Annotated in this window: 22 protein-coding genes and 1 pseudogene; 16 read left to right on the top strand and 7 right to left on the bottom strand. The window is 70.2% G+C overall.

Translation table 11 applies throughout. The annotated features are described in order from the left end of the window. Positions 1 to 20: 20 nt before the first annotated feature. Positions 21 to 665 carry a GntR family transcriptional regulator gene (locus tag QMC84_RS18295; RefSeq protein WP_300377203.1) on the bottom strand — a complete coding sequence of 215 codons (645 nt, stop codon included), beginning with the start codon at positions 663 to 665 and terminating at the stop codon, positions 21 to 23. Between the two features lie 100 nt (positions 666 to 765). Between QMC84_RS18295 and QMC84_RS18290 the strand changes: the two genes are divergently transcribed. From QMC84_RS18290 to QMC84_RS18255, 8 genes are all read left to right on the top strand, one after another. Then, on the top strand, positions 766 to 1,902 hold the full coding sequence (locus QMC84_RS18290; RefSeq protein WP_300377201.1) for a mandelate racemase/muconate lactonizing enzyme family protein: 1,137 nt from the start codon (positions 766 to 768) through the stop codon (positions 1,900 to 1,902). Next, a complete protein-coding gene (locus QMC84_RS18285; protein ID WP_300377199.1) occupies positions 1,895 to 2,854 on the top strand; it encodes a sugar kinase in 960 nt (319 codons plus the stop codon). Before QMC84_RS18290 ends, QMC84_RS18285 begins: the two co-directional genes overlap by 8 nt. Before the next feature lie 8 nt (positions 2,855 to 2,862). Next, complete coding sequence (locus QMC84_RS18280) at positions 2,863 to 3,525, top strand: bifunctional 4-hydroxy-2-oxoglutarate aldolase/2-dehydro-3-deoxy-phosphogluconate aldolase (RefSeq protein WP_300377197.1); 663 nt, start codon at positions 2,863 to 2,865, stop codon at positions 3,523 to 3,525. Further along, positions 3,525 to 4,295: an SDR family oxidoreductase gene (locus tag QMC84_RS18275; RefSeq protein WP_300377195.1), complete on the top strand. Its 771-nt coding sequence runs from the start codon at positions 3,525 to 3,527 to the stop codon at positions 4,293 to 4,295. Before QMC84_RS18280 ends, QMC84_RS18275 begins: the two co-directional genes overlap by 1 nt. A gap of 55 nt (positions 4,296 to 4,350) precedes the next feature. Continuing rightward, positions 4,351 to 5,442: a sugar ABC transporter substrate-binding protein gene (locus tag QMC84_RS18270; RefSeq protein WP_300377193.1), complete on the top strand. Its 1,092-nt coding sequence runs from the start codon at positions 4,351 to 4,353 to the stop codon at positions 5,440 to 5,442. An 89-nt stretch (positions 5,443 to 5,531) separates the two neighbouring features. Further along, the gene (locus tag QMC84_RS18265) at positions 5,532 to 6,248 is read left to right on the top strand and encodes an ATP-binding cassette domain-containing protein (RefSeq protein WP_366145765.1); all 717 of its coding nucleotides are present in this window, start codon (positions 5,532 to 5,534) and stop codon (positions 6,246 to 6,248) included. A gap of 98 nt (positions 6,249 to 6,346) precedes the next feature. Next, entirely contained in the window at positions 6,347 to 7,456 is a 1,110-nt protein-coding gene (locus tag QMC84_RS18260; protein ID WP_300377191.1) for a sugar ABC transporter permease, read from the top strand. 33 nt (positions 7,457 to 7,489) lie between these two features. Further along, on the top strand, positions 7,490 to 7,885 hold the full coding sequence (locus QMC84_RS18255) for a sensory rhodopsin transducer (RefSeq protein ID WP_300377189.1): 396 nt from the start codon (positions 7,490 to 7,492) through the stop codon (positions 7,883 to 7,885). Between the two features lie 10 nt (positions 7,886 to 7,895). Here QMC84_RS18255 and QMC84_RS18250 read toward each other — a convergent pair whose 3' ends face one another. Then, positions 7,896 to 8,507: a TetR/AcrR family transcriptional regulator gene (locus tag QMC84_RS18250; RefSeq protein ID WP_300377187.1), complete on the bottom strand. Its 612-nt coding sequence runs from the start codon at positions 8,505 to 8,507 to the stop codon at positions 7,896 to 7,898. Between the two features lie 127 nt (positions 8,508 to 8,634). Here QMC84_RS18250 and QMC84_RS18245 point away from each other — a divergent pair, with 127 nt between their 5' ends. Continuing rightward, a complete protein-coding gene (locus QMC84_RS18245; protein ID WP_300377185.1) occupies positions 8,635 to 9,870 on the top strand; it encodes an MFS transporter in 1,236 nt (411 codons plus the stop codon). 74 nt (positions 9,871 to 9,944) lie between these two features. On the opposite strand, the pseudogene QMC84_RS18240 reads toward QMC84_RS18245, so the two are convergent. Further along, positions 9,945 to 10,400: pseudogene (locus tag QMC84_RS18240) on the bottom strand (GNAT family N-acetyltransferase); the annotation flags it as partial. A gap of 73 nt (positions 10,401 to 10,473) precedes the next feature. On the opposite strand from QMC84_RS18240, the gene QMC84_RS18235 reads away from it, so the two are divergent. From QMC84_RS18235 to QMC84_RS18215, 5 genes are all read left to right on the top strand, one after another. Continuing rightward, a complete protein-coding gene (locus tag QMC84_RS18235; RefSeq protein ID WP_300377183.1) occupies positions 10,474 to 12,141 on the top strand; it encodes a cellulase family glycosylhydrolase in 1,668 nt (555 codons plus the stop codon). Continuing rightward, complete coding sequence (gene trpS, locus QMC84_RS18230; protein ID WP_300377181.1) at positions 12,047 to 13,105, top strand: tryptophan--tRNA ligase; 1,059 nt, start codon at positions 12,047 to 12,049, stop codon at positions 13,103 to 13,105. Before QMC84_RS18235 ends, trpS begins: the two co-directional genes overlap by 95 nt. 10 nt (positions 13,106 to 13,115) lie before the next feature. Beyond that, positions 13,116 to 13,640: a 2'-5' RNA ligase family protein gene (locus tag QMC84_RS18225; RefSeq protein WP_300377179.1), complete on the top strand. Its 525-nt coding sequence runs from the start codon at positions 13,116 to 13,118 to the stop codon at positions 13,638 to 13,640. A 103-nt stretch (positions 13,641 to 13,743) separates the two neighbouring features. Continuing rightward, on the top strand, positions 13,744 to 15,582 hold the full coding sequence (locus tag QMC84_RS18220) for an ELWxxDGT repeat protein (protein WP_300377177.1): 1,839 nt from the start codon (positions 13,744 to 13,746) through the stop codon (positions 15,580 to 15,582). After that, positions 15,579 to 16,616 carry a TIGR03032 family protein gene (locus tag QMC84_RS18215; protein WP_300377175.1) on the top strand — a complete coding sequence of 346 codons (1,038 nt, stop codon included), beginning with the start codon at positions 15,579 to 15,581 and terminating at the stop codon, positions 16,614 to 16,616. The genes QMC84_RS18220 and QMC84_RS18215 overlap by 4 nt, the downstream gene beginning before the upstream one ends. A gap of 11 nt (positions 16,617 to 16,627) precedes the next feature. Here the strand turns inward: QMC84_RS18215 and QMC84_RS18210 are convergent, their stop codons facing one another. The 4 genes from QMC84_RS18210 to QMC84_RS18195 form a co-directional block, all read right to left on the bottom strand. Further along, positions 16,628 to 17,371 carry a succinate dehydrogenase/fumarate reductase iron-sulfur subunit gene (locus QMC84_RS18210; RefSeq protein ID WP_300377173.1) on the bottom strand — a complete coding sequence of 248 codons (744 nt, stop codon included), beginning with the start codon at positions 17,369 to 17,371 and terminating at the stop codon, positions 16,628 to 16,630. Further along, entirely contained in the window at positions 17,371 to 19,389 is a 2,019-nt protein-coding gene (locus QMC84_RS18205; RefSeq protein ID WP_300377290.1) for a fumarate reductase/succinate dehydrogenase flavoprotein subunit, read from the bottom strand. Before QMC84_RS18205 ends, QMC84_RS18210 begins: the two co-directional genes overlap by 1 nt. Before the next feature lie 20 nt (positions 19,390 to 19,409). Then, positions 19,410 to 20,111, bottom strand: a complete 702-nt coding sequence (locus tag QMC84_RS18200) for a succinate dehydrogenase cytochrome b subunit (protein WP_300377171.1) — start codon at positions 20,109 to 20,111, stop codon at positions 19,410 to 19,412. 194 nt (positions 20,112 to 20,305) lie between these two features. Continuing rightward, on the bottom strand, positions 20,306 to 20,458 hold the full coding sequence (locus tag QMC84_RS18195; RefSeq protein WP_300377169.1) for a hypothetical protein: 153 nt from the start codon (positions 20,456 to 20,458) through the stop codon (positions 20,306 to 20,308). A 192-nt stretch (positions 20,459 to 20,650) separates the two neighbouring features. On the opposite strand from QMC84_RS18195, the gene QMC84_RS18190 reads away from it, so the two are divergent. Both QMC84_RS18190 and QMC84_RS18185 read left to right on the top strand, forming a co-directional pair. Further along, positions 20,651 to 21,433, top strand: a complete 783-nt coding sequence (locus QMC84_RS18190; protein WP_300377168.1) for a hypothetical protein — start codon at positions 20,651 to 20,653, stop codon at positions 21,431 to 21,433. Next, complete coding sequence (locus QMC84_RS18185; protein ID WP_300377166.1) at positions 21,433 to 23,292, top strand: fumarate reductase/succinate dehydrogenase flavoprotein subunit; 1,860 nt, start codon at positions 21,433 to 21,435, stop codon at positions 23,290 to 23,292. Before QMC84_RS18190 ends, QMC84_RS18185 begins: the two co-directional genes overlap by 1 nt. Positions 23,293 to 23,298: the final 6 nt, after the last annotated feature.

Below are 23,298 nucleotides of genomic sequence, written 5' to 3'. Positions count from 1 at the left end.
CGGCTGCCCCGTCGTCGACGTCAAGAACCGGGGATGTCGGTGAGGTGCTGGTCGACCGCTGCCAGTGCCGTCTCGAGGTCGCCGGTGCGCAGCGCTTCGAGGTACTTCTCATGCTGCGCGACCACCTCGTCCAACGACGCGTGTGTGTCGGCATCACGACGGAAATAGGCCCACACACGGGGCTGGATCATGTCCCAGATCTGTCGGCAGTGCGGCTGATCGGCCTGCTCGATGATCCGGTCGTGGAACTGGATGTCGGCGTCGCTGAGGGCACGGCCATCACCGTCGGACGCAGCGCGACGCATGTCGTCCACGATGCCTTCCAGGTCCGCGAGCTCTTCCTCGCCCATGGTCGGCAATGCATGCCTGACCGCGAACCTCTCCAACGTCATCCGGATCGGGATGAGGATCTCCTCGATCTCCTCCTGCGTGACGCCGAGGACTTCGGTCCCGCGGTAGGGGTAGGAGATGAGCAAGCCTTCCTGCTCGAGCTGTCGAAGTGCTTCGCGCAGTGGGCCGCGACTGACCTGAAGCTGCTCGGAGAGCTCGAGCTCGCGTAGCCGGTCGCCGGGTTTCAGCTGCCCGGTCACGATCGCCTCGCGCAGGATCTGCGCCGCCTGATGGCGTCTCGAGTCGCCATTGATCCGAGGGAGAGGAGCGCGCACAGGGCCTGCTTTCGACGGTGGAAACTTCTTCCACTATACCCATTGACGATTGTCAACAATCGACGATAGGTTCCGGGCACATCTTTTGGAAGCGAGGGTTATGAAGATCCGTGAGGTTCGAACGGCCGGTCTGCGGGGGGCGACTCCCCTGGGGGGATGGACCGAGGAGCTGACGCCGAACGATGTCGTGCACACCCTCGTCGCGGTCCACACGGACGAGGCCGTCGTCGGTCTCGGCAGCGTCTTCACGAGCGAGAACCTGGTACGGGCGGCGCTCGACGTCATCTCGCCGCTTCTCGTGGGCGAGAGCGCGCTCGAACCCGAGCGGGTCACGGAGAAGCTCCACCAGAACACCTTCTGGCTGGGCCGAGGTGGGGCCATCACCCACGCCATCAGCGGCATCGACACCGCGTTGTGGGACATCCTCGGGCAGGTCACCGGTCAGCCGGTGGGCCGGCTCCTGGGCGGTCGCTACCGCGATCGGGTCATGCCCTACGCGTCGGTGCTGATGGACGAGCCCGTTCGCATGTGCGCCGAGCTGGAGGCGCTGCGCGAAGCCGGCTTCCGGGCCTACAAGATCGGGTGGGGCCCCTTCGGGCGGGTTGATGCGCAGACCGACGAGCAGATCGTCAGGGCCGCGCGGGAGACGGTGGGCGCGGACGCCCTGCTGGCTGTCGATGCCGGTGGCAGCGACGCCCACTGGGCCGGCGACTACAAGTGGGCCCTTCGTACTGCCGCCATGCTGGATCAGTACGCGGTGGCCTGGTTCGAGGAGGCTCTGGTCGCGGATGCGCTGGAGGACTTCGTCAAGTTGCGCGACTCCTCTCCCGTGCACATCTCCGGCGGCGAGACGCTGACTCGTCGTCAGAGCTTCACTCCCTACCTCCAAGCCCGTGCCTGGGACATCGTGCAGCCGGATGTCACCAAGGTCGGTGGCCTGAGTGAGGCGCGGCGGATCGCGTGGGTCGCGCAGGAGTACGGCGTCAAGCTGATCCCACACGGCTGGAACACCGTGGTCGGTCTTGCGGCCGACCTCCAGCTCGCCTCGGCGATCCCCGCCACCGACCTGGTCGAGTACCGGACGGGCTCTGCGTACATCGACGAGCTCGGACAGGCAGATCTCAAGCTCGACCAGGACGGCATGCTCGAGATCCCTGACGTTCCGGGTCTCGGCGTCAGCCTCGACGGCGATGCCCTGGATCGCTACACCGATGGCGCGTCGTTGTTCGATGTCTGAACTGGCTATGGACCTCGTCACCGTCGGAGAGGCACTCGGTGTCTTCGCGCCCGTCCCCGACGGCGCGTTGCGTCCCGGGGGCACGGCCTCGTTCGCTGTCGGGGGAGCCGAGCTCAACGTGGCGATCGGGCTCTCGCGGCTGGGCCACCGGGCCGGCTGGGTTGGACGGGTCGGTGACGACGCAGCCGGCCGGGCGATCCGGGCGGTGCTGCGCGCAGAGTCCGTGCATGACGAGTGCGTGCGCACCGACCCGGACGCGGCCACCGGGGTCTACGTGAAGGAGACCGTGGGTCTTCGTGGTCTCCGGGTCTCGTACCACCGCAGTCACTCGGCGGCGACCAGGATGGACATCGCGGGGGCCGACTTCAACTACCTGCTGTCAGGCCGCATCCTGCACCTGACCGGGATCACGCCGGCTCTCTCCGCCAGTGTCGAGGAGCTCCTGCACGAGCTGCTCGCTCGTGCGACCCGCCGAGGCGTCACTGTCTCGTTCGATGCCAACATCCGGCACCAGCTCTGCGGCGGTCGTCCGCCCATGGGGTTCCTCGAGCCGTTCGTCTCCGCAGCCGACCTGTTGTTCTTCTCCGCGATGGAGGCTGAGGAGCTGCTCGGCATCGACGTCGTCGGCGACGCGGTGGACAGGTTCGCCACCTTGCGAGCGAAGGCTCTGGTCGTGCACGACGCATCCGGCGCCTATGCAGTGGACCAGGACGGCGTCACGACCATCGTCGCCCGCCCTTTGCAGGTGGTGGACCCGGTGGGGGCCGGGGACGCCTTCGTTGCCGGCTACCTCTCCGGGTATCTCCGCGGCTGGCCCACTCTGCAGTGTTTGCGCCTGGCGGAGCTCTGTGCGGCACACGTGGTCACCGTCGTAGGAGACCACGACGGGTTCCCCACTGAACCCGAGGCGATGGCAGCGCTCGGTGCCACAGCTCCCCGGACCGAGCGGTAGGACGGCCGATGAACCCCGTTCTCGACGAGCTGCGGCAAGCCGCCGTCATCGCCGTCCTCCGCTCGAGGTCAGCATCCGATGCGGTCGAGGTCGCACGGCTCCTGGTCGAGGCAGGAGTGACCGCCCTGGAGATCACGTTCACCACTCCATCCGCCGACACGGTCATCTCTAGGCTGGTGCACGAGCTGGACGGACGTGTGCTGGTCGGCGCCGGCACGGTCTTGAACGCGGCCCAGGCGGACGCCGCGCTGGCCTCCGGAGCACAGTTCCTCGTCTCGCCCGGGATGCCGGACGACCTGCAGCTCTTGTTCGACAGGTGCGGCTCCGTCCCCTTCATCCCCGGGGTGCTGACGCCGACCGAGTTGATGGGAGCCGTCTCCCGTGGAGCAGAGGCCGTGAAGGTCTTCCCCGCCTCGGCGATGGGGCCGGGCTACTTGTCCGCCCTGCATGGCCCCTTCCCCGATACGGCATTGATTCCGACCGGGGGCATCGACGCTGTCGATGCCCCCGCCTGGATCGCTGCGGGAGCGCTTGCCGTTGGCATCGGGGGCAGCTTGAGCCCACGCGTCCTCAGGTCCGATGCCGATCGAGTCGCGCTTCTGGATCGTGCTCGAGCAGTCGTCACAAGCGCCGTCGCGGCGAGAGCCGCTTTCACGCAAGGAGGGATCTGATGGCCGACCAGCACATCGCGGTCACGGGGGGCGGTTCCGGCATCGGGCGCGCCACCGCGGTCCTCGCCGCCGCTGCCGGGGTTCGGGTGTCGGTGCTCGACAGGGACCACGCAGCCGCCCAGCAGACGGTGCAGGCAGCCACGGCTGGGGATGTGCACGCGTACGCGTGCGACGTCACAGACGGCACTGCCCTGAGCACGGTGCTGGACGCCGCGGAACGAACGTCAGGGCCGATCACGGGGCTCGTCGCCGCCGCCGGTGTGGACCGTGGTGGCCTCGCGCACCAACTGCCCGAGGACGTTTGGCGTGATGTCGTCGACGTCAATCTGACTGGCGCATTCCTCGCAGCCAGGGATGTGCTTCGCAGGATGGTCGCGGCGCGCACCCGAGGAGCGCTGGTCCTGTGCTCCTCGCCGGCTGCCTTCGTCGGCTTCGCGGCAGGTGGCGCCTCGGCCTACGCGGCGTCCAAGGGTGGGGTCAGTGCGCTGACCCGCTCCCTGGCGGTCGACTATGCCGCTCACGGCATCCGGGTGAACGCCGTGGTTCCTGGCGCCACCGAGACGCCCCTGATGTGGGCAGCCGTCGCCCAGGCCGACCGTGACGTGATGCGCGAGCAGGTCGAGCGCGAGATCCCGCTGGGTCGCATCGCTGACCCGACGGAACCGGCCCGAGCCGTGCTCTGGCTCCTCGGGCAGGAATCGAGCTACGTCACCGGCTCTCACCTCGTCTGCGACGGCGGGGTGCTGGCCAAGGCATCGATCAGTGTCTGAACCCAATCGCTCTCGGACCACACCACCGCACCACCAAACCGAACGGAGAACACCCATGAAGCGCAACCGAATGACAGCTGTGTGTCTGGCGGCAGCATCGCTCTTCCTCGTGAGCGCGTGCGGCGGGTCAGGTGACGGCGCATCCAGCGCGCAGGACCAGTCGAGCTCCTCGGGGAAGATCGCCTTCCTCCTGCCGGAGTCCAAGACCGCCCAGTACGAGACCCAGGACCGGCCGTGGTTCTTCAAGAACATGGAGCAGCTGTGCCCCGACTGTGAGGTCCTGTACAGCAACGCCGAGCAGGACGCCCAGCGGCAGCAGCAACAGGCGGAGGCAGCCCTCGTGAACGGCGCGAAGGTCATCGTGCTCGACCCGGTGGACTCCAAGTCAGCAGCTGCGATCGCTGCACAGGCGCACAGCCGCAACGTGCCGGTCATCGCCTATGACCGCCTGATCCTCGACGCCGACATCGACTACTACGTGTCGTTCGACAACGAGGCGGTCGGCGCCCTCCAGGGGAAGTGGCTGGTGGACAACACCGAGCCCGGCTCCACCATCGTGATGATCAACGGCTCGCCCACCGACAACAACGCAGGGTTGTTCAAGAGCGGCGCTCACCAGGAGATCGACGCGAGTGACCTGATGATCGGTCGCGAGTACGACACCCCTGACTGGAGCCCGGACAAGGCCCAGCGTGAGATGGAGCAGGCCATCACCGCACTCGGGGCGAACTCGATCGGTGGCGTCTATGCGGCCAATGACGGCACGGCCGGCGGCGCCATCGCTGCCATGGTCGCCGCGGGTGTCGACCCCCTTCCGCCCGTGACCGGCCAGGATGCTGAAGTCGCCGGACTCCAGCGGATCCTCGTGGGCACGCAGGGCATGACCGTGTACCGGTCCATCAAGCAACAGAGCATGGCTGCCGTCCAGCTCGCGGTCGCTCTCCTGCGCGGCGAGGAGGCACCCGCTGACCTGGAGTTCACCGACGTCGACAACGGGTTCGAGCAGGTGCCCTCGGTGCTGTTCACCCCGGTCGCCGTCACCAGGGACAACATGGCCAAGACCGTCGTCGCCGACGGGTACTGGACGGCTGAGGACATCTGCACCGCGGAGTACGCGGATGCGTGCGTCCAGGCAGGGATCAAGTGACGCCGGCCAGTGCCCTTGAGAGCGACCGCCCAGCGCCGGACACGGGCAGCTACCTCCGGCTGACCGGCGCCAGCAAGAGCTATGGGGCGGTGCGAGCCCTCGCTGACGTGGATCTCGAGCTGCGCGCCGGTGAGGTCACGGCACTCGTCGGCGACAACGGCGCGGGCAAGTCGACATTGGTCAAGGCGCTCGCGGGGGTGCACGCGCTCGACACGGGCGACTTCGTGATCGACGGCAAGCCCACGACCATCTCGAGCCCCCACGACGCCGTCGCCCAGGGAATCGCCACTGTGTACCAGGATCTCGCCCTGTGCGAGAACCTGGACGTAGTGGCCAACCTCTACCTGGGTCAGGAGCCGCGACACGGCCGGGGTCGACTCCTCGACGAGGAGGAGATGGAGTTCAACACCCGACGGCTGCTGGACGAGCTGGCGGTGCGAACTCTCGCTTCGGTGCGCACGGCTGTCGCCTCGCTCTCCGGCGGTCAGCGTCAGACGGTCGCCATCGCCCGGGCACTGCTCGGAACGCCCCGGGTCATGTTGCTCGATGAGCCCACGGCGGCTCTGGGGGTCGCCCAGACCGCGCAGGTGCTCGAGCTGATACGGCGGTTGCGGGATCGGGGCATCGCGGTCCTGGTGATCAGCCACAACCTCGGCGACGTATTCAAGGTCGCAGACCGGGCCGTTGTCCTTCGGCTCGGCACTCTCGCGGGTGAGTACCGGATCGCAGACACCAACCAGGACGAGATCGTCGCCGCCATCACGGGAGCCGACGTCCTCAACCAGAACGAACGGAACCACGCATGACTGCCATCTCCGCCGGCGCGACCGGACGACTTCGTGCCCTGAGGTCCACGGTGACCGCCGGCCGCGGCAGGTCGAACGACCTGAGCTTCCTCCCGGTCTTGGCCGCACTGGCGATCATCTGGCTCGTGTTCGGATCGATGAACGAGAACTTCATCAGTCCGGCCAACCTGACGAACCTCACGCTCCAGATCGCGGCCACGGGGACCATTGCCGTCGGTGTGGTTCTCGTCCTGCTGATCGGCGAGATCGACCTGTCGGTCGGTGCCCTCAGTGGGTTCGCTGCCGGGGTGATGGCGGTGCTCAACGTGCGCGCCGGCCTTCCGGGCCTGGTGGCCATCCTGGCCGCCGTCGCCCTCGGCGTCGCCATCGGCGTGTTCAACGGCTTGTGGATCACCCGCACCGCGGTGCCGTCCTTCGTCGTCACTCTTGCTGGGCTCCTCGCTTGGCAGGGAGCGCTTCTTGCAGTCCTGGGCGGGACCGGAACCGTCAACATCACCGACCCTGGCATCACACGTCTCGCACAAGGCTTCCTGCCTGCCTGGCTGAGCTGGGTCGCCCTGGTCGTCGTCCTCCTCGTCGTGGCCGCTGGGTCCGTCCAACAGCGCCGGCGCAGGGTCGCCAAGGGGCTGGGTGTGCCGAACCCGTCGTGGGCGTTGCTGCGAGTGGCGATTGCTGCGGGCGTCGGCAGCGTCGGTGTCGCCGTGCTCAACGCCGACCGGGGCGTGCCCTACGCCTTGGTGCTGCTGCTCGGCCTGATCGTCGTCTTCGACACGGTGATCCGTCGCACCCGTCTCGGCCGGCACATCATGTCCGTCGGCGGCAACGCCGAAGCAGCACGGCGGGCCGGCATCAACGTCAACGGCATCCGCGTGTTCGTCTTCGCTGCTGCCGGTGGAGCCGCCGCGCTCGGCGGCGTCGTCGCGGCATCTCGGCTGTTCGCGGTGAACCAGAGTTCCGGTGCGGGCGACCTGCTCCTGAACGCGATCGCCGCAGCCGTCATCGGCGGGACCAGCCTGTTCGGAGGGCGCGGCAGCGTCTGGGCTGCGTTCCTGGGGGCGCTCGTCATTGGCTCGATCTCGAACGGGATGGACCTGCTCGGCTATGTCACCTCGATCAAGTTCCTGGTGACCGGAGCCGTGCTGCTGCTGTCCGTCACCGTCGACGCCCGTGCCCGCGAACGCCGCCGCAAGGCGGGCGGGCCCGCTTAACAGCACTCACACCACACCAGACGGAGGACAGTAGTGATCGACAGCCCAACCCGACGTGCGCCTATCGGTGCGGCCACCTGGGTCATCGCAGATGGTTGGATCCCGCCGGCTAGCACGGGGCCCGAGCCCGAGATGACCAGCCATGACACCGTGTGCATCTTGAACGCGTCGGACAGCGACGCGACCGTCTCGATCGACATCTACTTCGTTGACCGAGAACCTGCCGGCCCGTACGTGCTCGACGTCCCTGCCCGACGGGCGCTGCACCAGCGGGTGAACGACCTCACCGATCCTGAACCCATCCCGGTCGGCGTCGACTTCTCCTGCGTGATCCGCAGCGACATCCCCGTCGTCGTCCAGCAGACCAGGCTCGACAGCCGACAGGCGGCCAATGCACTCATGTCCACGATCGCCTATCCGGTGAGCTGACGCGGCTGAGTCAGCGGTAGAGACCGAGGAAGCTGCGGGCGGCGGCGTCGACGATCTCGTCCGGTGTCGCCTCCAGGGAGCCGGTCAGCCACCGGCCGATCAGCTCGGCCATGCCGCCGATGAACAGCGCGCCGGCGATCTCGTCGTCGTGCCCGCTGCGACGCGAGCCACCCCACAGCGTGCGGGCCTCCTCGGCGGAACGGCTCGCGAAGTGGTGCAGCAGCTCGGTACGCCGATGCCGCAGCGCAGGCATCGTGCCGGCCTCGATGATCGCGACCCGACCCTTGCGCGGGTCGTCCAGCAGCAGCTCGACGAACGCCCGCACCGAGGCCACCACCCGTCGGGTGGGGTCGTCCCCGGCCGCCTCGGACGCGGTCGAGGAGCGCTCCTCGATCTCCACCGCGATCGCGTCGAGCACCGCGGTGAGCGCCTCGTCGAGGTTGCGGAAGCTCTCGTAGAAGTACCGCTCGGTGAGCCCGGCCTCGGCGCAGATCCTGGTCATCGTGGTGCTGGTGGCCGGCTCGGCCCAGACCGCGAGCGTCGCCTCCATCAGCCGGGCGCGGCGCCCCGCGACCCGCGCCTCGGCGGGCACGCCCCGGTACACGCCCGACCGCACCGCCATGGCGCCAGCCTCTCACGCTCCGCCACGACCATCACCAGCTCGACCATCCCCCCCGTGGAATAGGCGCCGGGGGGCGCCCGGTTGCAGACTGGCAGTGCCACGACGACCGGAAGGCCTCGCCCCACCCATGACGACCACCGCGCCTGCCGCGGGGCTGGCCCCGAGCAGCCGCGCCTCGCACTTCGCGCTCGCGGTGCTGGCGCTGGCGCTCGGCGGCTTCGCGATCGGCACGACCGAGTTCGTCACGATGGGGCTGCTGCCGCAGATCGCCGACGGGATCGGCGTCTCGATCCCGGGCGCCGGCCACGTGATCTCGGCGTACGCGCTCGGCGTGGTCGTCGGCGCCCCGCTGATCGCGGTGCTCGGTGCCCGGCTGCCACGCCGCGGCCTGCTGGTCGGCCTGATGGCCGCCTACGCCGCGTTCAACCTGCTCAGTGCGGTGGCGACCGGGTACGGCGTGCTCTTCGTCGCCCGGTTCCTCGACGGGATGCCGCACGGCGCCTACTTCGGGGTCGCCTCGCTGGTCGCCGCGAGCCTCGCGCCGCCGGCGCGGCGGGGTCGCGCGGTGGCCTCGGTGATGCTCGGGCTCTCGGTCGCCAACGTGGTCGGCGTCCCTGCCGCGACCTGGCTGGGGCAGCAGGCCGGCTGGCGCGCGGCGTACCTCTCGACGGCGGTGATCTCGGCCGCGACGATCGTGATGATCCTGCTCTTCGTGCCCTCCTGCCCCGGCAACCCGGCCGCGACCGGGCGCCGCGAGATGCTGTTCTTCCGCAACGGCCAGGCGATGCTCACGCTGCTGGCGGGCGCCGTCGGCTTCGGCGGGCTGTTCGCGGTGTACTCCTACATCGCCCCCACCGTCACCGAGGTCGGCGGGCTCGCGGAGTCCACGGTGCCGGTCTTCACCGCAGCCTTCGGCGTCGGGATGGTCGCCGGCACCTGGCTGGCCGGGCGACTCGCCGAGTGGTCGGTGTTCCGGTCCCTGATCTGGTCCGGCGTCGGCTCCGGCCTGGTGATGCTCGTCGTCTGGGCGGCCGCCCCGCACGGCTGGCTGCTACTCCCGGCCGTGTTCCTGGTCACCGCGATCGGCTCGGTGCTGGTGATCAACCTCCAACTGCGGCTGATGGCGGTCTCCGGCGAGGCGCAGACCCTCGGCGCCGCGATGAACCATGCGTCACTCAACCTCGCCAACGCCCTGGGCGCCTGGCTCGGCGGCGTCGTGATCGCCGCCGGCTACGGCTACCGCGCGCCGGCGCTGGTGGGCGGCGCGCTGTCGGTGGTCGGCGTGGCCGTGCTCCTGTGGTCGGCCTCGGTCCACGGGCGCGACGAGTCTGCTCCGGCGTACTCCGAGGCCAGCAGCTCGTAGCCGACCAGGTCGACCGGGGTGCCGTCGCCGGTGTGCACGGCCTCGGGCCGGACGCCCGTACGCCGCATCCCGTTGGCCTCGAGCACCCGCGCCGAGGCGAGGTTCGGCGCCGAGGCGTAGCCCGCCAGCCGGTCCAGCCCGAGCGTCTCGAACGCGTGCCGGATCGCCAGGCCCGCCGCACGCGTCGTGATCCCGCGCCCGCGGGCCTCCGGATGGGTCCAGTACCCGACCTCGGGCTCCTCGGCGATGCGGTAGATGCCGACCACGCCGAGCAGCGTCTCGTCCGGAGGCGCGCAGACCGCCCAGGTGATGGTGTGCCGGGTCGCGAGCCGCTCCGCGACCTGGTCGATGTAGGCGCGGGCCTCCGCCACGCCGGGGTCGCGGGGCAGGAACGCGAGCCAGTACTGGGTGCCGGGATCGCCGATCCCCTCGACGATCCGCGGCACGTCCGCGTCGGTGAACGGACGGAGCCGGACGCCGTCGCCCTCGACCACCGGGTTGTCCAGCGGGCGGGTCGGCTCGGTCGGCATGCGCACACCCTGCCAACCCCGGGTGTGACGGGACAAACCGATAACCGGCGCCCCGCCGGGTCGTTGCCCCGGCATGCGTCTCCTCGCCGGTCTCGTGGCCCCCGCTCTCCTGTCCGGCCTCCTGCTCGTCGCTCCCGTGCCGGCCGCGACGTCCTCACCGTCCTCACCCTCCTCGCCGTCCACGGGTGCCGCCTCGTCGGACGGCGGCACCCGGGCCCGGACCGCCGGCCGCTGGATCGTGGACCCGCAGGGCCGGGTCCTGGTGCTGCACGGGCTCAACATGGTCTACAAGGTCGCGCCGTACGCCCCCGACGAGGTCGGGTTCGGGCGCGACGACGCCCGGTTCCTGGCACGCCAGGGCCTCACCACCGTCCGGCTCGGGCTGATCTGGAAGGCCGTGGAGCCGGAGCCGGGGGAGTACGACGACGCCTACCTGGCGCGGATCCGGCACACCACCGAGGTGCTGGCCGCGCACGGCATCTGGACGCTGCTGGACTTCCACCAGGACCTCTACAACGAGCGGTTCCAGGGCGAGGGGGCGCCCGACTGGGCGGTCCAGGACGAAGGCCTCCCGGCCCAGCCCCAGCTCGGCTTCCCGTACAACTACTTCGGCATGGCCCCGCTGCTGCGCGCCTTCGACCACTTCTGGGCCAACGACGCCGGCCCGGGCGGGGTCGGCCTCCAGGACCGGTACGCCGCCGCCTGGGCGCACGTCGCGGACTACTTCGCCGGCGTCCCGCGGGTCCTCGGCCTGGACCTGTTCAACGAGCCCTGGCCGGGCTCGGCGTGGTCGACCTGCGCGAACCCGGCCGGCTGCCCGGTGTTCGACGCCCAGCTGCAGGCGTTCTCGCAGCGGGCCGCCGACGCGATCCGCGCGGTGGACCGCCGCACCACGGTGTTCTACGAGCCGAACGTGCTGTTCAACAACGGCGCCCGGACCCACGTCGCGCCGACCGGCGACCGGCTCGGCTTCTCCTTCCACGACTACTGCCTGACCGCGGAGGCGGATGCGGAGGGGGCGGGACAGCAGGCCTGCGACACCTTCGACGACCTGGTGTTCCAGAACGCCGTCCAGCACGGCACCGACCTCGGGCACCCGCCGCTGCTCACCGAGTTCGGCGCGACCACCGACCGGACCACCCTCACCACGATGGTCGACCGGGCGGCGGCCCACCGGGTCGGCTGGCAGTACTGGGCCTACTGCGGCTGCGACGACCCGACCACCACCGGACCGGGCGCCACCCAGGCGCTGGTCCTCGACCCGTCCCGGCCCCCGGTCGGCGACAACGTCGACCGGCAGAAGCTGACCGCGATCGTCGTGCCGCACCCGCTGGCCGTGGCCGGCGTGCCGACGGCGTACTCCTTCGACCGCGACAGCCGGGCCTTCCGGGCCACCTGGAGCACCCGTCGCGCCGGCGGCGGGCGGTTCGCGGCGGGGAGCCGGACCACCGTGAGCCTGCCGCGGCTGGTCTACCCGGACGGCTACCGGGTGCGCGTCACCGGGGGCCGCGTCGTCTCCGGCCAGGGCGCCAGCGTGCTCGTGGTCGTCCAGGGCCGCGGTGCCACCGCCGTGCGGCTGGTCGTGGCGCCCCGTGAGCACGGGCCCTGTGACCGTCGGCGCCGGCCGGTCGTGAACAATGGACGCCATGTCCACCACGACCGCCCCCGAGGTCTCGGCGTCCGTCCAGGGCTCGGGAACGTCCCGCCCACGGGTCCTCTCCGGGATCCAGCCGACCGCTGACTCGTTCCACTTCGGCAACTACCTGGGCGCGCTGCGGCAGTGGGTGGACCTCCAGGAGGAGTACCAGCCGTTCTTCTTCATCGCCGACCTGCACGCGATCACGGTGGAGCAGGACCCGAAGGTGCTGCGCGAGCGGACCCTCCGCGCGGCCGCCCAGCTGATCGCGATGGGCATCGACCCCGACCGGTCCGCGATCTTCGTGCAGTCGCAGGTCCCCGAGCACGCCCAGCTCAGCTGGGTGCTCCAGTGCCTGACCGGCTTCGGCGAGGCCCGCCGGATGACCCAGTTCAAGGACAAGTCCGCCAAGGGCGGCGAGGGCGCGGCCAGCGTCGGCCTGTTCACCTACCCGATCCTCCAGGCGGCCGACATCCTGCTCTACCGGCCCCACTACGTGCCGGTGGGAGAGGACCAGCGCCAGCACCTCGAGCTCACCCGCGACCTGGCCCAGCGCTTCAACAGCCGCTACAAGAAGACGTTCCGGCTCCCCGAGCCCTACATCCTCAAGGCGACCGCGAAGATCACCGACCTCCAGGACCCGACCTCGAAGATGTCCAAGTCGGCCTCCTCGCCGTCCGGCATCGTGGAGATGCTCGACGACCCGCGGGCCTCGGCGAAGAAGATCCGCTCCGCGGTCACCGACTCCGGCTCCGAGATCCGCTTCGACCCCGAGACCAAGCCCGGCGTCAGCAACCTGCTGACGATCTTCTCGGCGCTCACCGGGCGCGCGGTCCCGGACCTCGTGGAGGAGTACGAGGGGCGTGGGTACGGCGACCTCAAGAAGGAGCTGGCCGAGACGGTCGTGGAGTTCGTGACGCCGTTCCGCGAGCGCACCCTCGAGCTGCTCGACGACCAGGCCTTCCTGACCGACGTGCTGCGCCGGGGCGCCGAGCAGGCCGGCGCCGTGGCGGCCGCGACCCTGCGCGACGTCTACCAGCGGGTCGGCTTCGTCGCGGCGGGCCAGTAGGGTCTGCCCCGTGTCGACGATTGGCGTAGCGGTCGCGATCCCGGAGCCCTGGGCCTCGGAGCTGCAGGACTACCGGAAGGCCGTGGGCGACCACACCGCCGCGATGATCCCCACCCACATCACGCTGGTGCCACCGACCGAGGTCGAGCCGGACCGGATGGCCGAGGTCGAGCGGCACCTCGAGGACGTGGCCGCCAGGTCCGGCCCGTTCCGGGTGCACCTGCGCGGCACGGGCACCTTCCGGCCGGTCTCACCGGTCGTCTTCGTGACCCTGGTCCAGGGCATCTCGCGCTGTGAGCAGCTCGCCAAGGCGCTGTGCCGCGGTCCGCTCGACGTCGAACTGCAGTACCCCTACCACCCGCACGTGACCGTCGCGCACCACCTCGACGACGACCTGCTCGACCAGGCGTTCGACGAGCTCGCCGGGTTCGAGTGCCGGTTCGAGGTGGAGCGGTTCCACCTCTACGGGCACGACCCCCACCTGGGCTGGCGCCCCACCCGCGACTTCCCGCTCCAGGCGGTCCGGGGTCGCTGACCGGCGCCAGCCGGGTCGCCGACCACCGGATGGCAACCAAACGTGCGCCGAGGGCGTCTGAACTGCGTAGCATCCAGCCACGTCCCGGTAGCGGAGGTCTGACATGAGTCGTCGGCGTCGAACTGCACGCGAGAAGGCGCTCCGGCTGAGGGCCGTCCGAGCCAAGGAGCTCCGGCGCCGGGCCCGGGTGGGCCGCGCCGCCGGCGCCGCGACCGCGGCCGCCGTCGGTCTGGCCGGTCTGGCGGCACCCGTGCCGGCCCTCGCGGCTCCCTCGAGCGCCTCGAGCGCCGCGAGCGCCCGGGTGCAGTGCGGGGGTGGTGTGCCGACGCCGGCCAGCTCGCCGTCGGACATCACCGAGGTCGCAGGCGCGATCTTCTTCATGGCCGACGACGGGGTCCACGGCCGGGAGCTGTGGAAGTCGGACGGGACCGCGGCCGGCACCGTCCTGGTCAAGGACCTGATCACGACCGACGGCTACTACGACCGGCCGTCGCAGCTCACCGCCGTGGGCGGGACCCTGTTCTTCACCGCCGACGACGGGACGCACGGCCGCGAGCTGTGGAGGTCCGACGGGACCGCGGCCGGCACCGTCATGGTCAGGGACATCGATCCCGGCAGCCAGTCCTACTACAGCGGACCGTCCTCGCTGACCGCGGTGGGCGACACGCTGTTCTTCACCGCCGACGACGGCAGCCACGGCCGGGAGCTGTGGCGGTCCGACGGCACCCGCGCCGGCACGGTCAGGGTCACCGGCCTCCCGTCGGGTGGCGGCTACTACGACAACGGCCCCTCCAACCTGGCCGCGGTGGGCGACACGCTGTTCTTCACCGCCGACGACGGCACCCACGGCCGCGAGCTCTGGACCTCGGACGGCACCCGCGCGGGCACGGCGATGCTCAAGGAGATCAGGCCGGGTGAGTACGGCGGGACGCCCAGCGGGTTCGTCGCGGCCGGGGACACGGTGTTCTTCACCGCCCGGGACGGCGTCCACGGCGCCGAGCTGTGGAAGTCGGACGGGACCGGCGCGGGGACCGTTCTCGTCAAGAACATCAACCCGGGGGCCGGATCCGCGCGTCCCGACTACCTGACCGCGGTGGGCGACACGCTGTTCTTCACCGCCGACGACGGCGAGCTCGGCCGGGCGCTGTGGAAGTCGGACGGCTCCGAGGCGGGCACGGTCCTGGTCAAGGACGTCGATCCGGGCGCCGAGTCCTACTACGGGACCACCGGCCTGACCGATGTGGCCGGGACCCTGTTCTTCCGCGCCGACGACGGCGTCCACGGGCAGGAGCTGTGGAGGTCGGACGGCTCCGAGGCGGGCACCGTGATGGTCAAGGACATCAACCCGGACGTCTACAGCAGCTCGCCGTACTGGCTGGTCGGCGCCGCGGGCACGCTGTTCTTCACTGCCGGCGACGGGTTCCACGGCCGGGAGCTCTGGACGTCCGACGGCACCGAGTCCGGCACCGTGATGGTCGAGGACATCCAGCCGTCCGGCGTCAGCTACAGCCCGACCTCCCTCGCCGCCGTCGGCGGGACCGTGTTCTTCCGCGCGGACGACGGCACCCACGGCAGCGAGCTCTGGAAGTCCGACGGCACTCCGACAGGCACGAGCCTGGTCGCGGACATCAACAAGGGCGGCGGGTTCGCCGTACCGTCGAAGGGCAGGGCCGACACCGACGCCGGCACGCTGCGCCTGAAGGTGTCGGTCGACGGTGCCGGCACCCTGGTGGTCGCCCCGGTGGCCGGATCGGAGATCCGCCGGTCGACCACCGACATGGTCAGGGCGGGCACCACCGCGGTGACGCTGAGGCCGACCAGGGCCGGCCTGCGAGAGCTGCGGAGGACGGGCGAGCTGCAGGTCCGGGCGCGGTTCACGTTCACGCCGTGCGGCGGGACCGGAGCCAGCGTGGTCCACCGGTACACGCTGAGGATGCGTTGAGCGCTGCAGGGGATGCCACCGCGGTCGGCTTCCACCACAGCGCCTCCTTCCCGGGGGTGCTCGAGGAGGCCGGGTGCTCCCTGCTGGTCTCGACCTACCAGGCGGGTCAGCTGGTCGCCATCGGCGTGCACGAGGGCCGGCCGACGTTCTCGTTCCGCAGGTTCGACCAGGCCATGGGCATCGCGGTCGGGTCGGATCGGATCGCGGTCGGTGGCAAGGGCCAGGTCTGGTCGCTGAGCGACCACTCCGAGCTCGCGCCCCGGATCGCGCCCGCCGGCCGCCACGACCGGTGCTGGCTGCCGCGTACGTCGATCGTCACCGGCTCGATCCAGTGCCACGAGGTCGCGTGGGGGACCACCGAGGACGGCCGGCCGGACCTGTGGGTCGTGAACACGCTGTTCTCCTGCCTGGCCGGTCTCGACCCGACCTACAGCTTCGTGCCGCGCTGGCGACCGCGGTTCGTCTCGGGGCTCGCCGCGGAGGACCGCTGCCACCTCAACGGCCTCGCGATGCGCGACGGCGCACCGGCGTTCGTCACCGTGATGGCGCAGACCGACACGGCCGCCGGCTGGCGCGCGGTGCGCAACGACAGCGGGGCGGTGCTCGACGTCGCGTCGGGTGAGCCGGTCACGACCGGCCTGGCGATGCCCCACTCGCCGCGTTGGTACGACGGCGACCTGTTCGTGCTGAACTCCGGCATGGGCCGGCTCGAGCGGGTCGACGTCGCGACCGGCCGGCGGGACGCGGTCGCAGTCGTCCCGGGCTACTCCCGCGGCCTCGCGCTGCACCGCGGCCTCGCGTTCGTGGGCCTGTCGAAGATCCGCGAGACCGCGATCTTCGGCGGCGCCCCGATCGCGGCGTACCACGACCAGCTCCTGTGCGGCGTGGGCGTGATCGAGCTGGCCACCGGGAACACCGTCGCCACGCTCCAGTTCGACGCCGGCGTCACCGAGATCTTCGACGTGCAGGTCCTCCCCGGCACCCGCTGCCCCACCCTCGGCGGCGACGACGAGGTCTGGCTGCTGCCGGCCTGAGCCTGAGTGGCTTAGTGACCGTGGCGCATGGCCTGGTGGAGGTCCCAGTTGAGGCGGGAGATCACGTCGAACGGGATCTCCTTGGGGCAGGCCGCGACGCACTCGCCGATGTTGGTGCAGCCGCCGAACCCTTCGTGATCGTGCTGGGCGACCATGCTGACGACGCGGTCGTCGCGCTCCGGCTGGCCCTGGGGGAGCTCGCCGAGGTGGGTGATCTTGGCGCCCATGAACAGCACCGCCGAGCCGTTCGGGCACGCGGCCACGCACGCTCCGCAGCCGATGCAGGTCGCCGCGTCGAAGGCGCGGGTCGCGTCCTCGCGGGGGACCGGGACCGAGTGCGCCTCGGGGGCGGAGCCGGTGTTGACCGAGATGAAGCCGCCGGCCTGGATGATCCGGTCGAACGCGCCGCGGTCGACGACCAGGTCCTTGATCACCGGGAAGGCATCGGAGCGCCAGGGCTCGATGACGATCTCGTCGCCGTCGTTGAACGATCGCATGTGCAGCTGGCAGGTGGTCGTGACCTCGGGACCGTGGGCCTGGCCGTTGATCATCAGGCCGCACGTGCCGCAGATGCCCTCGCGACAGTCGGAGTCGAACGCGACCGGGTCCTCGCCCTTGACGTTGAGCTGCTCGTTGAGCACGTCGAGCATCTCGAGGAACGACATGTCCCCGGTCACCTCGTCGACCTCGTAGGTGTGCATCGCGCCCTTCGAGGCCGCGTCCGGCTGCCGCCAGATCTTGAGAGTCAACTTCATTACTTGTAGCTCCGCTGCTTCATCTCGATGGCCGTGTAGACGAGGTCTTCCTTGTGCAGTACCGGCAGCTCGCCATCGCCGGCGAACTCCCAGGCCGCGACGTACGCGAAGTGGTCGTCGTGACGAAGCGCCTCGCCGTCCTCGGTCTGCGACTCGGCCCGGAAGTGGCCTCCGCAGGACTCGCGCCGGTTGAGTGCGTCGATGCACATGAGCTCACCGAGCTCGAAGAAGTCGGCCACCCGGCCGGCCTTCTCCAGGGACTGGTTGAGGCTGTCGGCGGTGCCGAGGACCTTGACGTTGCGCCAGAAGTCCTCGCGCAGGCTGCGGATCAGGTCGATCGCCTTCTTCAGGCCGTCCGCGGTCCGCTCCATCCCGCAGTACTCCCACATGATGTTGCCGAGCTCGCGGTGGTAGGAGTCGACGCTGCGGGTGCCGTTGGTGCTCAGGAAGTGGGCGACCCGGTCCTCGACGGACTTCTTGGCCTCCACCACCGACGGGTGGTCCTCGGCGATCTTCTCGAACGGCCCGTCCGCGAGGTAGTCGCGGATCGTCTGGGGCAGCACGAAGTAGCCGTCGGCGAGGCCCTGCATCAGCGCCGAGGCGCCGAGCCGGTTGGCGCCGTGGTCGGAGAAGTTCGCCTCGCCGGCCACGAACAGCCCCGGGATCGAGGACTGCAGGTCGTAGTCGACCCACAGGCCGCCCATCGTGTAGTGCACGGCGGGGTAGATCCGCATCGGGACCTCGTACGGGTTCTCCCCGGTGATCCGCAGATACATGTCGAAGAGGTTGCCGTACTTCTCCCGCACGGCGTCCTCGCCCAGGCGGCCGATCGAGTCCTTGAAGTCGAGGTAGACGCCGCGGCGCACCCCGTCGACCTCCGGGCCGACGCCGCGGCCCTCGTCGCAGACGTTCTTCGCGCCGCGCGAGGCGATGTCGCGGGGGACCAGGTTGCCGAAGGAGGGGTAGATCCGCTCCAGGTAGTAGTCGCGGTCCTCCTCGGGGATCGTGCGCGGGTCCTTGTCGCAGTCCGCCTTGTTCTTGGGGACCCAGATCCGGCCGTCGTTGCGCAGCGACTCCGACATCAGGGTCAGCTTGGACTGGTGGGCACCGGAGACCGGGATGCAGGTCGGGTGGATCTGCGTGTAGCAGGGGTTCGCGAAGTACGCGCCCTTGCGGTGCGCGCGCCAGCTCGCCGTGACGTTGGAGCCCATGGCGTTCGTCGACAGGTAGAAGACGTTGCCGTAGCCGCCGCTGGCCAGGACCACCACGTCGGCGAGGTGGGTCTGGATCTCGCCGGTGACCATGTCGCGGGCGATGATGCCGCGGGCGCGGCCGTCGGCGACGATCAGCTCCAGCATCTCGTGGCGGGTGTACTGCTCGACGGTGCCGGCCGCGACCTGGCGCTCCATCGCCTGGTAGGCGCCGATCAGCAGCTGCTGGCCGGTCTGGCCGCGGGCGTAGAACGTGCGCGAGACCTGCACGCCGCCGAACGAGCGGTTGTCGAGGAGGCCGCCGTACTCCCGCGCGAACGGGACGCCCTGGGCGACGCACTGGTCGATGATGTTCGCGCTGACCTCGGACAGGCGGTAGACGTTCGACTCGCGCGAGCGGTAGTCGCCGCCCTTGACCGTGTCGTAGAAGAGCCGGTAGACGGAGTCGCCGTCCTCCTTGTAGTTCTTGGCCGCGTTGATGCCGCCCTGCGCGGCGATCGAGTGCGCCCGGCGCGGGGAGTCCTGGTAGCAGAAGGACTTCACGTTGTAGCCGGCCTCGCCGAGCGTGGCGGCGGCGGCACCGCCGGCCAGGCCGGTGCCGATGATGATCACGTCGAGCTTGCGCCGGTTGGACGGGTTGACCAGGCGGGCCTCGAACTTGCGGGTGTTCCACCGGTCCGCGACCGGGCCGTCCGGCGCCTTCGCGTCGGCGACCGGGTCGCCGGGGCGGTAGTAGCCCACAGCGTCGTCGCCGTGCGCGCCGGGCGCGTCGTGGCTGGGCTCGGGCGTGAGGGTGGTGTCCGGCATGTCGGTCATGTGTGCAGCCCTTACTTGGAGATGACGCCGGCGAGGACGAAGATCGGCACGAGGGAGAAGCCGCCCGCGATCACCACGGCGAGGATCCAGCCGAGGCTCTTGGCGTTGCGGCGCGCGCGGGCGTTGTTGGTGAGGCCGAGCGTCTGCGCCGCGCTCCAGACCCCGTGCTGAAGGTGCATCCCCAGCGCGAGCATCGCGACCAGGTAGATCACCGTCAGCCACCAGGAGTTGAACGAGTCCACCAGCAGGTTGTACGGGTCGTTGGTCGACCCGCCGGACACGTTGACCTTCCCGATCGTGAAGTTGATCAGGTGCCACACGACGAAGAGCAGGATCGTGACGCCGCCCCAGCGCATCGTCCGCGAGGACAGGCTGGAGGCGAGGTTCTTCTTCATCACGTACTTCGTGGTGCGCGCCTTCGCGGACCGGTGCCACAGCGCGAAGGCGCTGTACACGTGCAGGACCAGCGCGGCGATGAGGGCGACCCGCAGGATCCACAGCAGGCCCTCGCGCGGAAGGATCGGCTCGCCGAACGTGCGCAGGTGCTCGGCGTACGCGTTGTACGTGTCATGGCCACCGAAGGCCTTGAGGTTGCCGTACATGTGCATCAGCACGAAGGCGATGAAGAGGAGGCCGCTGGCGGCCATCAAGAGCTTCAGGGTGATCGTCGAGCGTGAAGCTCGCGCCCCTTTGACCAAGGTCGTCGTTGCCACGATGCAACACGCTACCGCGGCGACAGACCGGTACGCCCCGCGGGGCGTGTGACATAGGCCCGGTTACCGGCGAGTCAGGACCTCCTCGGCGTCGCGGGCCGTCGCGGCGTCGTGAGCGGGGCGCCCACAGGCCCGCGTCCACTCCGAACTCGGCCAGCCGACCGACCATCCAGCGCGAGGTCACCAGCACCCGGTCACAGCGCTCCGCCACGCGGGTGCGCCTCGTGGCCGGTCTCGACGAGCCGGTCGGCGACGGCCTTGACGGTGGTCGTCGTGCCGTCCGACGCGGGGAAGAACCTCTCGGTCACCAGCGCGATCCGCATGTCGTCACAGTCGCTCCGTGGCATGACCGAACTGCTGCGGCCAGGTGGATGTCGGGTGAACCCCGGCGGTGTGGCCTCTTTCACATCCGGCCCGGAGTGTGCAGACTCACCTAGGCAGCACCCATGGCACGAGACACGACTCAGTGAGCACCGGAGCCGGCGGAGGTGGCGATGGCGTCGACGGACGCGCCCAGCACGACCCCAGGATCGACAGGTGTGGACGGGCCCACGCGGGCCCGGATCGGCGCGAGGACGCTGCGTGAGGACCGGTGGTGGCTCGCGCCGCTCGCCACGTTCATCGTGTTCAGCGGCTTCGTCGTGTTCGCCACCTACCGCGCGTTCGCGGGCGACTACTTCTACGCCGAGCCGTACCTCTCGCCGTTCTTCTCGCCCTGCCTCACCGCGGACTGCGTGGCGGGATCCTCGGACTTCGGCCAGCCGCTCTCGTGGTGGAGCCTGTCGCCGGCCCTGGTGGTCCTGATCTTCCCGCTGGGCTTCCGGATGACCTGCTACTACTACCGCAAGGCCTACTACCGCGGGTTCTGGCTCTCGCCGCCCGCGTGCGCGGTCGCCGAGCCGCACGGCGCCTACTCCGGCGAGACCCGCTTCCCGCTGATCCTGCAGAACCTGCACCGCTGGTTCTGGTACGCCGCCGTGGTCATCGCGCTGATCCTGACCTGGGACACGGTGCTGGCCTTCGGCCCGGCGCCGGGCGAGCCGGATGGCATCCACATGGGCCTCGGCACCCTGCTGATGGTGGCCAACGTCGTGCTGATCTGGCTCTACACCCTCGGCTGCCACTCCTGCCGCCACATCACCGGCGGCCGGCTCCGGCACTTCTCCAAGCACCCGGTCCGCTACCGGATCTGGACGCTGGTCTCGCGGCTGAACAACCGCCACGGCACCTACGCGTGGTACTCGCTGTTCTCGGTCGCGATCGTGGACTTCTACGTCTACCTGCTCGCCACCGGCGCCTTCGACGACCCGAGATTCTTCTGATGGGGGACCGGCACCCGATGACGGGCAACGAGATGTCCGGCGCCGAGGCGGGCGGCATGGAACGGCACCGGTACGACGTGGTCGTGGTCGGCGCCGGCGGCGCGGGGCTGCGCGCGGCGATCGCCGCGCACGAGGCGGGCGCGCGCACCGCGATCGTGTGCAAGTCGCTGCTCGGCAAGGCGCACACGGTGATGGCCGAGGGCGGCATCGCGGCGGCGATGGGCAACCGCTGGCCGGAGGACAACTGGGAGGTGCACTTCCGCGACACCATGCGTGGCGGGAAGATGCTCAACAACTGGCGGATGGCCCAGCTGCACGCCCAGGAGGCCCCCGAGCGGGTGCTGGAGCTCGAGGACTGGGGCGCCCTGTTCGACCGGACCGACGACGGGCTGATCTCGCAGCGCGACTTCGGTGGTCACAGGTACGCCCGGCTCGCCCACGTGGGCGACCGCACCGGCCTGGAGATGATCCGCACCCTCCAGCAGCGCGCCGTGGCGCTCGGCATCGACGTCTTCATGGAGTGCACGGTCACCGAGCTGTTGAAGGTGGACGGCGCGATCGCCGGTGCGTTCGCGTACTGGCGCGAGACCGGCCGGTTCGTCGTCTTCGAGGCGCCGTCCGTCGTGCTCGCGACCGGCGGGATCGGCAAGTCGTTCAAGGTGACCTCGAACTCGTGGGAGTACACGGGCGACGGCCACGCCCTCGCGCTGCGAGCAGGGGCGGCCCTGATCAACATGGAGTTCGTCCAGTTCCACCCCACGGGCATGGTCTGGCCGCCGTCGGTGAAGGGGCTGCTGGTCACCGAGTCGGTGCGCGGCGACGGTGGCATCCTGACGAACTCCGAGGGCAAGCGCTTCATGTTCGACTACATCCCGGAGTACTTCCGGGACGAGACGGCGGACACGGTCGAGGAGGCCGACCGCTGGTACGAGGACAAGAAGAACAACCGGCGGCCACCCGAGCTGCTGCCGCGCGACGAGGTGGCGCGCGCGATCAACTCCGAGATCAAGGCGGGTCGCGGCACGCCGCACGGCGGCATCTACCTCGACATCGCCTCGCGCCGGTCGCCGGACTTCATCCGCAAGCGGCTGCCGTCGATGTACCACCAGTTCAAGGAGCTGGCCGACGTCGACATCACCCAGGAGCCGATGGAGATCGGGCCGACCTGCCACTACGTAATGGGCGGCATCGAGGTCGACGCCGACACCGAGCTGTCGGCGGTGCCCGGCCTGTACGCCGTGGGGGAGTGCTCGGGCGGCATGCACGGCTCCAACCGGCTCGGCGGCAACTCGCTCTCCGATCTGTTGGTCTTCGGCCGACGGGCCGGGGAGGCTGCCGCGTCGTACTGCGTCTCGCTCGGCGAGGGACGCCCGGCGGTGCGCGCCGAGGACGTCAAGGCGGCCGAGCGCGACGCGCTCGCACCGTTCGAGGTCGCCACCGGGCCGGGGGGAGGGACCGAGAACCCGTACACGATCCAGCAGGACCTGCAGCAGTCGATGAACGACCTGGTCGGCATCATCCGCACCCGCCCCGAGCTGGAGCGCTCGCTCGAGGAGCTCAGGCGGCTCAGGGAGCGGGCCAGGCGGATGACCGTCGAGGGGCACCGGCAGTACAACCCCGGCTGGCACCTCGCGCTCGACCTGCGGAACATGCTGCTGGTCAGCGAGTGCATCGCGAGGGCGGCGCTCGAGCGCGAGGAGTCGCGCGGCGGGCACACCCGCGACGACTTCCCCGGACCCAGCCCCGAGTGGGGGGCGAAGAACCTCGTGCTCCGGCTGGCCGCCGACGGCTCCGCCGTCGACCTCGCCCACCAACCGCTCCCGGTGATGCCGGACGAGCTCAAGAAGTTCTTCGAGTGAAGGGGC

The organism is Nocardioides sp. (assembly GCF_030019515.1).
Lineage (GTDB): Bacteria > Actinomycetota > Actinomycetes > Propionibacteriales > Nocardioidaceae > Nocardioides.
The sequence above is the reverse complement of the archived record's forward strand: the minus strand, read 5'-3'. Positions and strand labels throughout refer to the sequence as shown.

Bases quoted from the DNA above. Each gene is read 5' to 3' on its own strand.
- QMC84_RS18290 (WP_300377201.1), top strand. From the start codon at position 766: ATGAAGATCCGTGAGGTTCGAACGGCCGGTCTGCGGGGGGCGACTCCC.
- QMC84_RS18285 (WP_300377199.1), top strand. From the start codon at position 1,895: ATGTCTGAACTGGCTATGGACCTCGTCACCGTCGGAGAGGCACTCGGT.
- QMC84_RS18280 (WP_300377197.1), top strand. From the start codon at position 2,863: ATGAACCCCGTTCTCGACGAGCTGCGGCAAGCCGCCGTCATCGCCGTC.
- QMC84_RS18275 (WP_300377195.1), top strand. From the start codon at position 3,525: ATGGCCGACCAGCACATCGCGGTCACGGGGGGCGGTTCCGGCATCGGG.
- QMC84_RS18270 (WP_300377193.1), top strand. From the start codon at position 4,351: ATGAAGCGCAACCGAATGACAGCTGTGTGTCTGGCGGCAGCATCGCTC.
- QMC84_RS18250 (WP_300377187.1), bottom strand. From the start codon at position 8,507: ATGGCGGTGCGGTCGGGCGTGTACCGGGGCGTGCCCGCCGAGGCGCGG.
- QMC84_RS18245 (WP_300377185.1), top strand. From the start codon at position 8,635: ATGACGACCACCGCGCCTGCCGCGGGGCTGGCCCCGAGCAGCCGCGCC.
- QMC84_RS18235 (WP_300377183.1), top strand. From the start codon at position 10,474: ATGCGTCTCCTCGCCGGTCTCGTGGCCCCCGCTCTCCTGTCCGGCCTC.
- trpS (WP_300377181.1), top strand. From the start codon at position 12,047: ATGTCCACCACGACCGCCCCCGAGGTCTCGGCGTCCGTCCAGGGCTCG.
- QMC84_RS18220 (WP_300377177.1), top strand. From the start codon at position 13,744: ATGAGTCGTCGGCGTCGAACTGCACGCGAGAAGGCGCTCCGGCTGAGG.
- QMC84_RS18210 (WP_300377173.1), bottom strand. From the start codon at position 17,371: ATGAAGTTGACTCTCAAGATCTGGCGGCAGCCGGACGCGGCCTCGAAG.
- QMC84_RS18205 (WP_300377290.1), bottom strand. From the start codon at position 19,389: ATGCCGGACACCACCCTCACGCCCGAGCCCAGCCACGACGCGCCCGGC.
- QMC84_RS18195 (WP_300377169.1), bottom strand. From the start codon at position 20,458: ATGCCACGGAGCGACTGTGACGACATGCGGATCGCGCTGGTGACCGAG.
- QMC84_RS18185 (WP_300377166.1), top strand. From the start codon at position 21,433: ATGGGGGACCGGCACCCGATGACGGGCAACGAGATGTCCGGCGCCGAG.